Genomic DNA, 15489 nt, shown 5'->3' on the forward strand with positions numbered 1-15489 from the left:
CTTGAATTTCTCATTACCTTCGCGAATTTCCTTCTTAAATTTTTCATTACTTTCCCGAATTTCTGTCTTGAATTGCTTATTGCTTTCTAGAAATTCATTCTTGAATTTCTCATTACCTTCGCGAATTTCTTTCTTAAATTGCTTGTTACCTTCTACTAAATCCCTATATGACTTCTCTTGATTCGCAATAATTTTTTCATAATATTTTTCATTTCTATCTGCACTTTTCTCTTGGCTCTGTTGAAATTGCTCATTACTTTTTTCTCTTCTCTCGATTCTATCTTCCTGGGCTACTGTAAATTTTTCATTATCTTCATTTATAGCTTTCTGAGACTCTTGCGTTTCAATCAATTCTAATTTAATTTCACGTGTATCTTTTTCTAATCGAGTTAAGCGTTGGTGATGCTTCTTTAAGATGCTTTGATGTTTCATTCGCATCCCTCCCTAGTCTCTGATTGTCTGTTTCATGTTTGATAAAAGGGCAAAGTGCAGTATATCGTTTAGTATTATTATATACCATCCCCACCGAAAGTAAAGCGTTTTATATTACATTATTTTTATAAATTCATTTTATTAAAAAATGCGTCAGACTCCAATCAAATTTCAAAAATCGCAAAAAAAATCCCGCCTCGTAAAGAGACGGGTTAGAAAGTGTGTAAACATGAATAATATCCTTCACACACAAAAACTGTTCATATACCTGTAGGATTCTCACCTACAAGTTCATTATAACATATAATTTAGTTCAAACATACTTAATATTAGAATGATTTTAAAGTAGAAGAAAATCATTTATAGTTCCAAAAAATAAAACCCTAGCTCCCATTCTAAGAACGAAGGCTAAGGTCTTATCGTCAATAAAATAACACTATTACTTAATATACCCTAACTAAGTCGTGTTAAACAAGTTAAATTGATATTTCTCTTAGCGACTTAACTCAAATTGTACTTCATGAATAACTTGATGCTTACGATTCTTAAACTCTACATGCCCTTTACATGTCTCATCATCAATCGTCACGACGGCGTAAGTTTCCTCTACTCGACTGCGAGATTGAGAAATACTTCCAGGATTAATCACATGCACGCCATCAATGTTCTCATATCTCGCAACATGCGTATGACCGTAAAACGCAAAATCACAGTGGTGCATCTTAGCTTGATTCACTAATATATCGCGCGTACGGTTCACTTGATGCACATGACCATGTGCACAGAATGCACGAATACCATTAATAGAGACGATTTCTTCGGCCGGAAATTCAGGATAGAAATCTGTGTTTCCCTTAACTCTGACGAATCGACTGAGTTCCGTATCATCATAAGTAAATTGGGAATCACCTAGATGAATTGCTTCATCACAATCTTCATTATGAGTGAGTACTTCATGTAGAATACCTGCTTCTGTATGATTATCACTAATTAATAATAGTTGTGTCATTGCGCTTCACCTTTTAAATAAGCTTCTAACTGATCAATTGCACGGCGACGATGACTGATTTCATTCTTCTCTTCAGCAGTGAGTTGCGCCATCGTTTGACCTTTATCCGGCACGTAAAAGATTGGATCGTAACCAAAGCCATGCTCACCAATTTTACCTAACGTAATTTCACCCTGAACTGAACCTCTAAATTGTACTGTTTCCTCACCTGGCGCGCTCATACTAATTACACATACGAATTCAGCTGCTCGATCTTTCGTATCGCCGAGTTCAGACAATACTTTCTCAATATTGGCGTCATCATCTTTCGAAGCACCTGCATAACGTGCTGAATACACACCTGGTGCGCCATTTAAAGCGTGAACTTCTAAACCACTATCATCAGCAATCACACGTTTATTAAGTGCTTGAGCTGCTGCCTCAGATTTAAGTCTAGAATTCTCTTCAAATGTTGTTCCAGTTTCTTCAACATCAAAATCCTCAATAAGTTCACTGATACCAATCACACGATATTGCGGAAATATCACTTTAAAATCATTAATCTTCCCTTTATTGTTTGAGGCAATCACTAAATCTTCCATTAACCCTCATCTCCTTGTACGACTTCAATTTGTTCTACTGTGACATCTAAACCGAGCCACTGTTGAATAATGTATTCGATGTGTTCTGTATCTCCTGTTGCGAAAAAGCGATGTTTCGGAGATGTCTTATAACCTGCATGTTCACTACTAAATGTGAGCAACGCACTCACTTCACGCGCAGTTTCTAGACCAGACGAAATCACGGTCTTCTCGCCATCAAAGTAATTATTAATCTGTTGATAGATTAAAGGATAATGTGTACATCCCAGAATCACTGTATCTGCATCACTATGTCGCCATTGCTTTAACGTTTGATGTATCACAATACTTGTAATGGTTGGATCTTTATAGCGTAACTGCTCAACCATTGGCGCGAAACCAGGACAAGCGACACCTCTCACCTTAATATTAGGATTGATACGAGTGATCTGATGTCGATACGCTTCTGAACGTATCGTTCCTTCAGTTCCTAGCACGAGCACACTGTTATTCTGCGTTGTCATAATTGCTGTGCGTGCACCTGGTTCAATTACCCCTACTACCGGTATATTGAGCATCTCTTGCAACGTATCCAATGCCACAGCTGTTGCGGTATTACATGCGATGACGAGCATTTTGATTTCATATTGCATCAGCGTATTCGCAAGTTCAATCGAGAACTGTCTCACTTCCTCAGCCTCTCTAGGGCCATATGGACACCGTTTGACGTCCCCTAAATAGTATATCGTTTCATTCGGTAGCTGACGCATTATTTCTTTTGCTACGGTCAGCCCACCTACTCCGGAATCAATCACACCGATAGGTCTATCCATTATTAAAACTTCCTTATTATGTATTTAATATCATTTTAGCACAACATGATTTATGGCTTCATTTACTTCGCTTATTTCACGAAAATGAAATAAAAACCAAAGTTATATCATTTTCAATGTAATGACTCTCGCTTGCTAATGGGACCACACTCAACTAATTCTTTTCGCTCAAAGAGCTCGAAGAATGGATTTTCGTTGTGGTCTTTAATCCATCTAGCGTCTCGAGTTCACATTGAAAATATTAAAAAAGATTCATTTTAAGCGTCATTTTCATCTATTTCAAACACTAATTTCTGTTAATTTTCCAGGCTCATTATAAAATTCGAAACCTATTTTTTAATTTAATTCAACTGCTATATAGAAAAGATATCTAGTGTAATATTCTAAGTAGTAGTATCATTCTCGAATTAAACAGTAGTACTATTCCTTTTATTATAACGAAAAAGACCCGGCAACTGCCGGGCCTTTACGCTTATACAATGATATTAGTCTACTTTGTGGTCTGAACCAAAGAATGACTTGAACATATGGAATGAAGTTTCTCTGTTCATAGCCGCGATAGATGTTGTAAGTGGGATACCTTTAGGACATGCGTTAACACAGTTTTGAGAGTTACCACATGCTTGAAGGCCTCCGCCACCCATTAAAGCATCTAAACGTTCATCTTTAGTCATTGAACCTGTTGGGTGTAAGTTGAATAAACGAACTTGAGAAATCGCTTGTGCACCCACGAAGTTGTTGTTGCTTGTTACGTTAGGACATACCTCTAAACATACACCACAAGTCATACATTTAGATAATTCGTATGCTGTTTGACGTTTCTTCTCAGGCATACGAGGTCCTGGTCCTAAGTCGTAAGTACCGTCGATTGGTACCCAAGCTTTCATACGTTTCAAGTTGTCGAACATTCTAGAACGGTCAACTTGTAAGTCACGAATAACTGGGAAGGTACTCATTGGTTCAAGTTTGATTGGTTGTTCTAATTGGTCAATGATCGCTGAACATGATTGACGTGCTTGACCATTGATAACCATTGAACATGCACCACAAACTTCTTCAAGACAGTTCATGTCCCAAGTAACTGGTGTTGTTTTTTCACCTTTTGCGTTAACTGGGTTTCTACGGATGTACATTAAACATGCAATCACGTTTAAGTTCTCTTTATATGGAATCTCAAACTCTTCATAATAAGGTTTAGACTCATTATTATCTTGACGTTTGATGATTAATTTAATTGGCTCTTTTTGCTTTTGTTGAGGTTGTTGGCTTTGAGTTTGTTCTGCCATTATTTTTTACCTCCTTTAGACTTTTTAGTGTAGTCACGTTTACGAGGTTCAATAAAGCTGATATCTACATCTTCATAAGTGAATTTAGGTGCTTCGTGCTTACCTTGATATTCAGCTAATGTTGTCTTCAACCATTCATCGTCGTTACGATCTGGGAATTCTGGTTTGTAGTGTGCGCCACGAGATTCATTACGGTTGTAAGCACCAATAGTGATAACACGTGCTAATTGTAACATGTTCCATAATTGGCGAGTGAAGAATACTGCTTGGTTACTCCAAGTTTGAGTATCTTCAATATCGATATCTTCGTAACGTTTCATTAACTCTTGGATTTTCTTATCTGTTTCAAGTAATTTCTTGTTATCACGTACAACTGTTACGTTAGCTGTCATGATTTCACCAAGTTCTTTATGCAATTTGTATGCGTTCTCTGAACCTTTCATGTTGAGTAATTTATCGAAACGTTCTTGTTCTTCTTGAACACGACGTTCATAAATACTGTCATCCATGTCTTTGTAAGTATCTTCGATATCTTCAACGTATTTCACTGCGTTTGGACCAGCAACTGTACCACCGTAGATTGCTGATAATAGTGAGTTGGCACCTAAACGGTTACCACCGTGTTGTGAGTAATCACATTCACCTGCAGCGAAGAGACCTTTGATGTTAGTCATTTGGTCGTAGTCTACGTAAAGACCACCCATTGAGTAGTGTACTGCTGGGAAGATCTTCATAGGTACTTTACGTGGGTCATCACCAGTGAATTTTTCATAAATCTCGATGATACCACCTAATTTAACGTCTAACTCATGTGGATCTTTGTGAGATAAGTCAAGGTAGACCATGTTCTCACCATTGATACCTAATTTTTGGTTTACACAGACATCGAAGATTTCACGTGTCGCGATGTCACGTGGTACTAAGTTACCATAGTCTGGATATTTCTCTTCTAAGAAGTACCATGGTTTACCATCTTTATAAGTCCAAATACGTCCACCTTCACCACGTGCAGACTCACTCATGAGACGTAATTTGTCGTCACCAGGGATTGCAGTTGGGTGGATTTGGATAAATTCACCGTTCGCGTATTTCGCACCTTGTTGATAAACAACAGATGCTGCTGAACCAGTGTTAATCATTGAGTTTGTAGTCTTACCGAAGATGATACCAGGACCACCTGTAGCCATGATTACCGCATCTGAACCGAATGATTTAATTTCAGAAGAAGTCATATCTTGCGCTACGATACCTCTCGCACTGTCATCTTCGCCTTTAACGATACCAAGGAATTCCCATCCTTCGTATTTCGTTACTAAGCCGTCTACTTCAAAGCTACGTACTTGTTCGTCTAATGCATAAAGAAGTTGTTGACCTGTAGTCGCACCTGCGTATGCAGTACGGTGATGAAGTGTTCCACCGAAACGACGGAAGTCTAATAAACCTTCGTTTGTACGGTTGAACATAACACCCATACGGTCTAATAAGTGGATGATCTTCGGCGCAGCTTCAGTCATTGCTTTAACTGGTGGTTGGTTTGCTAAGAAGTCCCCACCATATACTGTATCGTCGAAGTGAATCCAAGGTGAGTCACCTTCACCTTTCGTATTAACTGCCCCGTTAATACCACCTTGCGCACATACTGAGTGCGAACGTTTAACTGGAACAAGTGAGAATAAATCTACGTGTGCACCTTGTTCCGCTGCTTTAATTGTTGACATCAGACCGGCAAGTCCTCCACCGACAACAATTATTTTTTTCTCTGCCATAAATTGTCACTCCCCTAGTTATACTCTAAAGACTAAATTAAACTTTTGAATTTATACGAACGCGATAATTGCACTTACACCGATGTAACCTAAGATGAGGAATACAATTAAAGATACCCAAGTGAAGACACGTTGAGAGAACTTAGATTGTAATACACCCCAAGTTACTAAGAATGACCATAAACCATTTGAGAAGTGGAATACTACAGCTAAAATACCAATGATGTATCCAACTAATACAATGATTGGATGACTTTGAATTAAGCCATGAATCATATCGTAGTTCACTTCGTGGCCACCAATTGCTTTTTGAATACGAGTTTGCCAAAGGTGAATCGCAATAAAGATAAATGAAATGATACCAGTTGCACGTTGTAAGAAGAACATTACGTTTCTGAATTGTGAATAATGTCCAACGTTAGCTTGTGCCGTAAATGCGATATGTACCCCATACACACCGTGATAAACTAATGGAATGTAAATGAATAAGAATTCCAATACGATTAAGAACGGTAGTGATTCCATAAATCCTGCTGCATGGTTGAAAGCTTCAGCCCCTTTAGTTGCTTGATGGTTAACAAGCAAGTGGACAAGTAAGAATCCACCGATAGGGATTACGCCTAGCAGCGAGTGCAGACGTCTAAGATAGAATTGATTTTTTGTATAAGCCAAAAGGAAGTCCCCCCTGAAAAACTATTAATTTCGATTTCTTTTTTAGATATCTTTTTTTACGCCCTAAAATGATGCAGTCGTGTTCACTAACTCGCTTCCATCACTTATTTCCAAAACCATCCTATATTGTATGCCCAAATGGTTGATGATTACATTTAAATCACGTCACGAATAGGTTTAAAAATAAGTGATAATATTTCTCAATTAGAAAACGCTTCCACATATCTTTAAAAAAAGAAATCTGCTTTATACACATTGTAACACTAATTAGAGGACTTTTGGGCATGAGAATGATTCTCATACCCTAAAATTTAAGATTTTTTCTCCTCTAAAGCTGCTTGTAGGTTTTCTGCAACCTTTTGTGGTAAACCTGCGCCTTTCAAATCTTCAATTGGCGCTTCTCGCATCTTTTTAATAGAACCGAAAGTACGTAAGAGACGCGTCTTACGTTTCGCCCCTATACCTTCAACAGTATCTAGCACAGATTTCAAACCAGATTTCTGTCTCGTCTGACGATGGAAAGTAATTGCGAAACGATGCACTTCATCTTGAATACGCTGAAGTAAATAAAAGGCCTGACTATTCTTCTTCAATGGCACAACTTCAGCTTGTTCACCATAAAGAATTTCAGACGTACGGTGTTTGTCATTTTTACGCAAACCCGCAACCGGAATATCCAGACCTAACTCATTCTCGAGCACATCGATCACGCCACTCATGTGTCCCTTACCACCGTCAACGATGATTAAATCAGGTAACGGCGTACCCTCATTGAGCACACGTGTATAACGCCGACGCACGACTTCGCGCATCGATTTGTAGTCATCAGGACCTTCCACAGTCTTAATCTTATACTTCCGATAGCCTTTCTTGTTAGGTTTACCATCGACGAAAGACACCATAGCGGATACAGGGTCAACCCCTTGAATATTCGAGTTATCAAACGCTTCAATACGTATAGGTGTTTGAATACCCATACGGTCGCCTAACTCTTCAATTGCTTTCACTGTACGTGATTCATCTCGTGCGATAAGTTCAAATTTGTTATCCAGTGATACTTCTGCGTTGTGATTAGCCAAATCGACCATTTCTTTCTTTTTACCACGAACGGGTTGCACAATCTTAGTATCTACAACTGAATTAATGATATTTTTATCTAAATTCTTCGGCACATGAACTTCTTTTGGCAATAAGTGCTGGTTGAGCTCGTAGAATTGACCGATAAACGTATAGAATTCCTCTTCTTCAGTTTGCTGCAAAGGAATCATCGTCGCATCGCGTTTGATCATATTTCCTTGGCGAATAAAGAAGACTTGCACACACATCCAGCCCTTAGACACACTGTAGCCAAAGACATCGCGTGTAGATTTGTCGGGTGACATAATCTTCTGTTTACGCGTGAGATTATGGATATGCTGAATCAAGTCTCGATATTCCTTCGCTTGTTCGAAATCTAAATCTTCACTCGCTTGTTGCATGCGATTTTCGAGATTTTTTAAAATGGTCTGGTCCTCACCATTTAAGAAATCGCTAATTTCACGTGTCATTTCTGCATATTTTTCTAAGTCTACATCATAGACACATGGTCCAAGACATTGCCCAATATGATAATAAAGACAGAGTTTATCCGGCATTTTGTCACATTTGCGGAATGGATAAATGCGGTCGAGTAACTTCTTCGTTTCTTGCGCAGAATAAGCATTTGGATAAGGTCCGAAGTACTTTCCTGTTCCTTTCTTAACTCTGCGGGTCACGACGAGTCGTGGGTATTTCTCTTTCGTAATCTTAATGAAAGGATAGCTTTTATCATCTTTCAGCAAAATATTATAACGAGGTTGATATTGTTTAATTAAATTCAGTTCTAATAATAGAGATTCTGTCTCATCAGAAGTCACGATAAATTCGAAGTTGCGAATTTCTGCCACGAGCCGTGTCGTTTTCGTATCATGCGCACCTGTGAAGTAAGATCTTAAACGATTACGCAGTTTCTTCGCTTTTCCTACGTAAATCACTTGGTCGTTACGATCTTTCATCAAGTAGCAACCTGGCTCCATCGGTACGACCGACAACTTATTCTTAATTTCTTCCTTATACGTTTCCATCATGTACCTCCCTTCTCAAAGCGTGGTTTATTCCGCACAAATAAGCCTGGGATACTATTCCCAGAGCATCACGTTAGCATCATACCCTTGTATCTCAACCTTAGACGACCTTTTATTAAATTTCTCTTATCATCTTACAGTTAAAAAAGGCTGAAACATCGTGATGTCTCAGCCTACTGGGTCGTCATTTAATTATAGATGTTTCTCAATTACTTCAGCTAAGTTCTCTTTAGGTTGGAACCCTACTACTTTATCTACAGGTTCACCATCTTTGAATAAGATTAATGTTGGAATACTCATTACTTCAAATTTAGCTGCTGTTGATGGATTTTCATCTACGTCTAATTTTAAAATGTTTGCTTTTCCGTCAAAATCTTCAGCAAGTTCTTCTAAAACTGGTGCAATCATTTTACATGGTCCACACCAAGTTGCCCAGAAATCAACTAAGTTTACGCCTGATTGAATGTTTTCATCAAAGTTAGAATCAGTTACTTTTACGATTGCCATAAATGCCAATCCTCCTTAATTTCAAATGATGTGGAAATTATAACAGAATTTCACCGTTACTGCATACCTATTGCTCAACATTATTTCAACTGCGCCACTGTCACTCCGAAGCCACCTTCACTCGGCATTCCATTACGATATGAAGCCACACTTTTATGACGTTTCAAGTGTTCTTGCACGCCTTTTTGTAAAGCCCCCGTACCTTTACCATGAATAATATATACTTGCTCATAATTACTGAGTACGGCTTGATCTAAATATTGATCGAGTTCTACTAACGCTTCTTCATAGCGATAACCTCGTAAATCGAGTTCCATCTTCACATTTTGTCGATTGTGACGTTTAACCATTTTAGTAGGTTGCTGTTTCTCTTTTTTCTTTTTCTCTAAATCTTTGAGCGGTAATTTCATCTTAATAATACCCATTTGAACGACCGCTTCATCATCGCCTACGAGTTCTAACACTTCACCTTTTTGACCGTATGTTAAGACTTTCACTTCATCGCCCGCATGAATTTCATCCCATTTTTGCTTCTTAACATCTTTTTTAAGTGATTTCTCTTCGTATTGATCTTCAAGATGTTTTTTCTTGTCTATGAGTTCGTGTTCTTTAACGTCCGCACCTTTTTTGTCGCGCATGTGACGTAGGTCTTTCAAGATTTGGTCGGCCTCTTTCGTCGCAGCTTTCACGCGTTGGTTTGCCTTGTCGCGTGCTTCATTCATGAGATGTTGTTCATAATTCTTGAATTTCTTGTAGTTTTGCTCTAAATCATCGTGTGTGTCTTGCGCTTCTCGTAAAAGTCGATCGAGCTCAATACGTTGTTCATCCACACGTTTAGAGTTCTTCTCGAGTGATTCAATCATATTATTAATTTCTTGTTCATCATGTCCAATCATCGTTTTCGCTTTAGATATAATCTTCATACCTAACCCGAGCTTTTTAGAAATATCAAAAGCGTTTGAACGACCTGGTACGCCCATCAACAATTTGTATGTCGGACTTAACGTATTCACGTCGAATTCTACACTCCCATTCATCACGCCTTCTCGATTATAGCTATAAGCCTTTAGCTCTGGATAGTGCGTCGTTGCCATCACGAGTGAACCGATATCGTGTACGTAATCCAGAATACTCATCGCTAATGCTGCACCTTCGCTTGGATCCGTACCTGCACCAAGCTCATCAAAGAGAATCAAGCTATTCGGCGTCGCTTCTTCAAGGATAGAAACGATATTTTTCATATGAGAAGAGAAGGTAGATAGCGACTGCTCAATAGATTGTTCGTCACCGATATCACAGTACACATTTTCAAAAATACCTAACTTACTTCCATCTAATGTAGGAATTAGTAAACCTGCCTGCGTCATAATAATGATGAGGCCTAACGTCTTGAGTGTAACCGTCTTACCACCTGTGTTGGGGCCAGTAATAATCACGGTTTCAACGTCCTCTGCGAACTCAATCGTATTGGCTACCACCGTCTCTTGGTCTAACAGTGGGTGGAATGCTTTCGGCAAGTAGACAGAACGATCTTCAGTAAACTCAGGTTTCGTCGCTTTAATCTTACGAGCATAACGTGCTTTCGCTGTCAGGAAGTCGATTTGACCCATAATTTGCTCAGCTGTTAAGCAGCCATCTGCATCTGCGGCAACCTCTGCTGTCAGTTCAGTTAAAATACGTTCACGTTCAACCGCTTCGTCGTTACGCAGGCGACTGATTTGGTTGTTCATCTCCACTACTGATGAAGGCTCGATATAAAGTGTTTGTCCAGAAGATGATTGGTCATGCACGATACCGTTGAAATCTTGGCGATACTCCGCTTTGACTGGAATAACGTTACGATCATTTCTCACTGTCACAATCGCATCTGAAAGTTTCTTCTGATTCGATTGACTCTTAACGATCCGATCTAAATTCTGACGTATACGTTGTGACGTGCTAGAAATCTTGCTACGAATGCTTTGAAGTGTCGTACTCGCATGGTCATATAAATCGTGCGCATCACACTTATCGTGAATCGTGCGATACAAGTCTGTGAGCACTGGAAGCTCATTCATCCGTTCATGCAAGATGGGGTAGTGCACAACCTCTTCATCATCTTCCAACAATTGTGCGTAGAATGTCTTGAATTGATTCTGTACTTGAATCAAACGTTTAATCGTATTCAGTTCTGTGACATTCAAGACCCCGCCAATTTGAGCACGACGTATAAGTGGTTTGATTTGCGCTAGACCACTGAGACTGGGTAAGCGTAATTTATTATAGATTTGAGCGATTTCATCTGTTTCATCCATTTGAAATATGACGGTTGAACGATCGACTTGAGGAGACATTTCGCGAGCTTTAATTTGTCCCAAGTCACTGACCGCTTCTTGTTCAACCATTGCTTTAATCTTATCGAATTCTAAGACATCTAATGATTTTTGTCTCATACAATCCCTCTATTTCTTATTTTTCTCGCCTTTTACAAAATCCTTAAATGCTTCTCGAGAAAATGTATTGATTACACGAGATTTCTGAACAAATCCCTTCTGCGCAGTTGCGACACCGTATTTCATGAATTCTAAGTGGTCCGTATGATGCGCATCTGTATTAATTGTCAGCATCAAGTTAGGATGTTGACGCACTACTTTAGCATTTAAGTCTAATCGTTTCGGATTCGCGTTAATTTCGAGCACGGTTCCTGTTTCTTCTGCAAGTTGACACAATTGCTCAATATCAGGCTCGTACCCTGGTCTTTTACCAATAATTCGACCTGTTGGATGGGCAATATGACGCACGTAAGGGTTGCGACATGCTTGTTCTAAACGATGCATAATATCTTCTTGAGACTGATTGAAACTCTGATGGATAGACGCAATCACGTAATCGAGCTGAGCTAACACTTCATCGTCATAATCCATGCTGCCATCTGGAAGAATGTCCATTTCCGTGCCTGAATAAATATCGATTTCTGGATATTCCTCATTGAGCTGCTGAATCTCTTCATGTTGACGCAACAAACGGTCCGCAGAAAGTCCGTTCGCTACTTTCAAGCTACGAGAGTGATCTGTAATCATCATAAACTCGTAACCTTTCGCAATATTCGCTTCGACCATTTCACGTAGACTCATCGCACCATCGCTCGCTGTCGTATGCATATGAATATCACCACGGATATCGTCTAACTGGATGATATCGGATAAGTCTTTGTCAAATTCACTTCCATCTTCACGTAACGCAGGCGCAATCCAGTCATAACCATAGTGTTCGTAAATCTCCGCTTCACTTTGATACTGAATCAATTCGCCAGATGCTGTCTCAATACCATATTCGCTAATCTTCTCGTCTCTTTCTTTAGCGAGTTGACGAATGCGGATGTTGTGATCTTTAGATCCAGTGAAATGCTGCAGCGTATGGTAAAAGGCAGCCGGTTCAATCAAGCGGAAATCGACGCCAATCGTTTCATCATCATACGTGAGTTCGAGCGAAATCTTCGTTTGTCCTACTGCAACTTCTTTAACTTTATTAGGGATTTCAAGTAATTGCTGTTGTACACGATCAGGATTAGTAGTACTAATAATGTAATCTAAGTCTTTACTTTCTTCTTTAAAACGTCTAAAGCTACCCGCAACTTCAAATTGTTCGATATCAGTGAGTTGCTCTAAATAGTGATTGATTTCACGACTTAAACCACGCATAAGATCAATTGGATACTTATCCTTTTTCGCACCTAACGCTTTTACCGCTTCTAATATATTCTGTTCTGTCTTCTTAGCAAAACCACTCAGTTCGCTGACTTCACCTGCCTCACATGCTTTTTGTAAGGAAGCTTTATCAGTAATATTTAATTCTTTATAGAGTTTAGAAATCTTTTTACTACCTAAACCTTGAATCTTAAGCAACGGAATTAGACCTTCAGGCACCTCGCCTTGTAAAGCTTTGAGCGTGCTAGACGCTCCTGTTTCACGATATTCGTTGATAACCTCTCCAACGCCTTTACCGATGCCTTTCAGCTCAGTCACATCATCGATTTCGTCTAAAGTGCGTTCATCGATCTCTAGCGATTGGGCAGCTTTACGATAGGCAGAGACTTTGAACGTGTTCTCCCCTTTAAGTTCCATATAAGTTGCAATTCGTTCTAGTAATTGAATAACATCTTTCTTTGTCATTAGAATCACCTCATAGAAAAAGGTCAAGACGACGTAGCGTTATTTCACTATGTCGCAAAATAACACATGCCCTGACCGTTACATTTCTGCATTATATTTATAAGTGCTGTATAAAGTTTGAGATATAAGGAATGTGATAAAGAATCAATTCTGCGAGTTTCGATGTAGCTAATTGATGTTGTAGATGCTCATCAGGATATAAAGCAATAATATAGACGCCTAGTGCGGCTATAAATAGTGCAATAACGATGCTCGGAATCACTCCCAACAGACGACTGAGCAACGCACTACGTCCAGACTGCATCATATTACCAAATACGCCGATGACGATATGCAATATCAATCGCGCAATAAAGACCACGATGATGAAAGCAATCACATCATTGAACCGTTGTTGTAGATTGCTGAACTCAAAGGCATACGTCATATCGTAAGCTTTCGTCTTAGGAAATGGAATGAATAAATCTAATTTATGCGCAACTTGTATATAGAATTTGTAGCCGAGAAAGACGGCTACCACACTACAGACAAGGTTGATGAGACTTAGCCATAACCCATTGCGGAAACCACTTGTTCCAACAATCAGTAGAAACAGGATAAGTATAATATCTAGAATCATTCGTGATCTTTATGTTTCAACTGTTGGATTTCTTGTTCTAAGCGACGATTCTCCTCTTCAAGTTGTACTTTCTCGTGCATGACATTCACCGCAGTAAGAATAGCTTTACGCGTCGTATCTAATCCTGCACTTCTACTACCTAGTTCTTTCAATTTCTCGTCGACGAGATGTGCGACGTGTCGAATGTGTTCAGGGTTGTCCTCCCCTACGATTGTATAGTGCTGGTCATTGATAGTAACATTAATGCGATTCTTGAACTCTCCCATAATCTAACTCCTGACTCTTTATAATATCTTGATAACTCGTAATATATCTCAAATTTAAATTCATTATCGTAAAATATTTATCACGAACTATTATACACGACAGCTCTCTATTATGTAAGTAGTTGTCATTATCTCTTTAAGAAAATTAAATGTATTTGACGTAAAACGTAGAGTTGTGGTCGAGATATGTATATTTGAAACAAGCATTTTACTAAAACTCATATCTGTATAACTACGCATTATGATACAATGAACAGGCTATAATCTTACATAAAGCGAGGATCATGTCATGACAAACGTTGTAAAAAAAGTCACGGCTCAGGAAATCAATCATTTACTAGACCAACTCCAATTTGACACGACTGGCTTACCTCAAGGTATGAAAGCGCGAAAGAAACACCAAGGCACAACGATCTCAGTGTACAATTCCAACAAAGTGATGTTTCAGGGTAAAAATGCTGAACAACTCGCACAATCGCTGCTACCGAACGCTTCTGTACAACCTAAGAAACAAACAGCAAAGAAATCCAAGAAACCATCACACCCTCAATTCAACCAGTACAGTTGTATCGGGAGTGATGAAGCTGGTAGTGGCGATTACTTCGGTCCACTCACTGTCTGTGCTGCCTATGTATCTGACAAAAATGCACAAGTCTTGAAGACACTCGGCGTTGATGATTCTAAAAAATTAACAGATGATAAAATTGTAGAACTAGCCGAACAGCTTGTGACCTTTATACCGCATTCACTGCTCGTACTCGATAATCCGAAATACAACGAACGCCAAGCTCAAGGTTGGTCGCAAGTGAAGATGAAAGCCGTCCTACATAATGAAGCGATTAAAAATGTGCTGTCTCGCATTGACTCTGAAGAACTGGATTACATCGTCGTCGACCAATTTGCGCAACCAGGTGTTTACAAACGCTATGCACTGACGGATATTCCTTTGCCTGACAAGACACATTTCGAAACGAAAGGTGAATCGAAATCCATTGCTATCGCTGCAGCAAGTATTATCTCTCGTTATGCTTTCGTCAAACACATGGATCATATTTCTAAACAGCTCAACACTTCAGTGATTAAAGGTGCGAGTAAAAAAGTAGATCTCTGTGCGGCGCGAATCATCAACCGCTTAGGTATAGCACAGCTTGATCAAGTGACGAAAAAGCATTTCGCCAATCGTGACAAAGCGTCGAGTTTAGTGGAGCAAAAACGTCGGTGATGTTATTAAAGTGTATTTCATTTTCAATGTTGTAACTCTCGCTTGCTAATGGGACCACACTCAA

Annotated in this window: 14 protein-coding genes; 1 reads left to right on the top strand and 13 read right to left on the bottom strand. The window is 39.1% G+C overall.

Features of this window, described 5'->3' with window-relative positions; translation table 11 throughout:
• The 13 genes from HMPREF2802_RS12120 to zapA form a co-directional block, all read right to left on the bottom strand.
• The coding region (locus HMPREF2802_RS12120) for a hypothetical protein (RefSeq protein ID WP_371091348.1) at positions 1–432 on the bottom strand (432 nt) is incomplete at its 3' end.
• Between the two features lie 493 nt (positions 433–925).
• Positions 926–1441, bottom strand: a complete 516-nt coding sequence (locus HMPREF2802_RS04680; RefSeq protein WP_070502927.1) for a metallophosphoesterase family protein — start codon at positions 1439–1441, stop codon at positions 926–928.
• The gene (locus tag HMPREF2802_RS04685) at positions 1438–2022 is read right to left on the bottom strand and encodes an XTP/dITP diphosphatase (RefSeq protein WP_070502928.1); all 585 of its coding nucleotides are present in this window, start codon (positions 2020–2022) and stop codon (positions 1438–1440) included. The genes HMPREF2802_RS04680 and HMPREF2802_RS04685 overlap by 4 nt, the downstream gene beginning before the upstream one ends.
• Positions 2022–2834, bottom strand: coding sequence for a glutamate racemase (racE, locus tag HMPREF2802_RS04690; RefSeq protein WP_070502929.1), 813 nt, complete (start codon positions 2832–2834; stop codon positions 2022–2024). The genes HMPREF2802_RS04685 and racE overlap by 1 nt, the downstream gene beginning before the upstream one ends.
• 485 nt (positions 2835–3319) lie before the next feature.
• Positions 3320–4120, bottom strand: a complete 801-nt coding sequence (gene sdhB, locus HMPREF2802_RS04695) for a succinate dehydrogenase iron-sulfur subunit (protein WP_002472884.1) — start codon at positions 4118–4120, stop codon at positions 3320–3322.
• Positions 4120–5886 carry a succinate dehydrogenase flavoprotein subunit gene (sdhA, locus tag HMPREF2802_RS04700; RefSeq protein ID WP_070502930.1) on the bottom strand — a complete coding sequence of 589 codons (1767 nt, stop codon included), beginning with the start codon at positions 5884–5886 and terminating at the stop codon, positions 4120–4122. The genes sdhB and sdhA overlap by 1 nt, the downstream gene beginning before the upstream one ends.
• A 51-nt stretch (positions 5887–5937) precedes the next feature.
• Positions 5938–6558, bottom strand: a complete 621-nt coding sequence (locus tag HMPREF2802_RS04705; RefSeq protein WP_002472887.1) for a succinate dehydrogenase cytochrome b558 subunit — start codon at positions 6556–6558, stop codon at positions 5938–5940.
• 311 nt (positions 6559–6869) lie between these two features.
• Entirely contained in the window at positions 6870–8660 is a 1791-nt protein-coding gene (uvrC, locus tag HMPREF2802_RS04710) for an excinuclease ABC subunit UvrC (RefSeq protein ID WP_070502931.1), read from the bottom strand.
• Positions 8661–8852: 192 nt separating this feature from the next.
• On the bottom strand, positions 8853–9167 hold the full coding sequence (trxA, locus tag HMPREF2802_RS04715; RefSeq protein ID WP_002472830.1) for a thioredoxin: 315 nt from the start codon (positions 9165–9167) through the stop codon (positions 8853–8855).
• A gap of 80 nt (positions 9168–9247) precedes the next feature.
• Positions 9248–11599 carry an endonuclease MutS2 gene (locus tag HMPREF2802_RS04720; RefSeq protein ID WP_070502932.1) on the bottom strand — a complete coding sequence of 784 codons (2352 nt, stop codon included), beginning with the start codon at positions 11597–11599 and terminating at the stop codon, positions 9248–9250.
• Positions 11600–11608: 9 nt separating this feature from the next.
• Positions 11609–13318, bottom strand: a complete 1710-nt coding sequence (gene polX / locus HMPREF2802_RS04725; RefSeq protein ID WP_070502933.1) for a DNA polymerase/3'-5' exonuclease PolX — start codon at positions 13316–13318, stop codon at positions 11609–11611.
• A gap of 97 nt (positions 13319–13415) precedes the next feature.
• On the bottom strand, positions 13416–13937 hold the full coding sequence (locus HMPREF2802_RS04730) for a CvpA family protein (protein ID WP_049409568.1): 522 nt from the start codon (positions 13935–13937) through the stop codon (positions 13416–13418).
• Positions 13934–14203 (bottom strand): cell division protein ZapA, encoded by a 270-nt coding sequence (zapA, locus tag HMPREF2802_RS04735; protein ID WP_002472867.1) that lies wholly within the window; start codon positions 14201–14203, stop codon positions 13934–13936. The genes HMPREF2802_RS04730 and zapA overlap by 4 nt, the downstream gene beginning before the upstream one ends.
• A 289-nt stretch (positions 14204–14492) precedes the next feature.
• Here zapA and rnhC point away from each other — a divergent pair, with 289 nt between their 5' ends.
• The gene (rnhC, locus tag HMPREF2802_RS04740) at positions 14493–15425 is read left to right on the top strand and encodes a ribonuclease HIII (RefSeq protein ID WP_070502934.1); all 933 of its coding nucleotides are present in this window, start codon (positions 14493–14495) and stop codon (positions 15423–15425) included.
• The last annotated feature ends 64 nt before the right edge of the window (positions 15426–15489 follow it).

This window comes from Staphylococcus sp. HMSC071G07, assembly GCF_001811435.1.
Classification (GTDB): domain Bacteria; phylum Bacillota; class Bacilli; order Staphylococcales; family Staphylococcaceae; genus Staphylococcus; species Staphylococcus pettenkoferi.

What these genes read in the sequence shown, in the direction of transcription:
- HMPREF2802_RS04730 (WP_049409568.1), bottom strand. Translation starts at nt 13,937, where the DNA reads ATGATTCTAGATATTATACTTATCCTGTTTCTACTGATTGTTGGAACA.
- sdhB (WP_002472884.1), bottom strand. Translation starts at nt 4,120, where the DNA reads ATGGCAGAACAAACTCAAAGCCAACAACCTCAACAAAAGCAAAAAGAG.
- sdhA (WP_070502930.1), bottom strand. Translation starts at nt 5,886, where the DNA reads ATGGCAGAGAAAAAAATAATTGTTGTCGGTGGAGGACTTGCCGGTCTG.
- rnhC (WP_070502934.1), top strand. Translation starts at nt 14,493, where the DNA reads ATGACAAACGTTGTAAAAAAAGTCACGGCTCAGGAAATCAATCATTTA.
- HMPREF2802_RS04685 (WP_070502928.1), bottom strand. Translation starts at nt 2,022, where the DNA reads ATGGAAGATTTAGTGATTGCCTCAAACAATAAAGGGAAGATTAATGAT.
- HMPREF2802_RS04720 (WP_070502932.1), bottom strand. Translation starts at nt 11,599, where the DNA reads ATGAGACAAAAATCATTAGATGTCTTAGAATTCGATAAGATTAAAGCA.
- HMPREF2802_RS04680 (WP_070502927.1), bottom strand. Translation starts at nt 1,441, where the DNA reads ATGACACAACTATTATTAATTAGTGATAATCATACAGAAGCAGGTATT.
- polX (WP_070502933.1), bottom strand. Translation starts at nt 13,318, where the DNA reads ATGACAAAGAAAGATGTTATTCAATTACTAGAACGAATTGCAACTTAT.
- zapA (WP_002472867.1), bottom strand. Translation starts at nt 14,203, where the DNA reads ATGGGAGAGTTCAAGAATCGCATTAATGTTACTATCAATGACCAGCAC.
- racE (WP_070502929.1), bottom strand. Translation starts at nt 2,834, where the DNA reads ATGGATAGACCTATCGGTGTGATTGATTCCGGAGTAGGTGGGCTGACC.
- uvrC (WP_070502931.1), bottom strand. Translation starts at nt 8,660, where the DNA reads ATGGAAACGTATAAGGAAGAAATTAAGAATAAGTTGTCGGTCGTACCG.
- trxA (WP_002472830.1), bottom strand. Translation starts at nt 9,167, where the DNA reads ATGGCAATCGTAAAAGTAACTGATTCTAACTTTGATGAAAACATTCAA.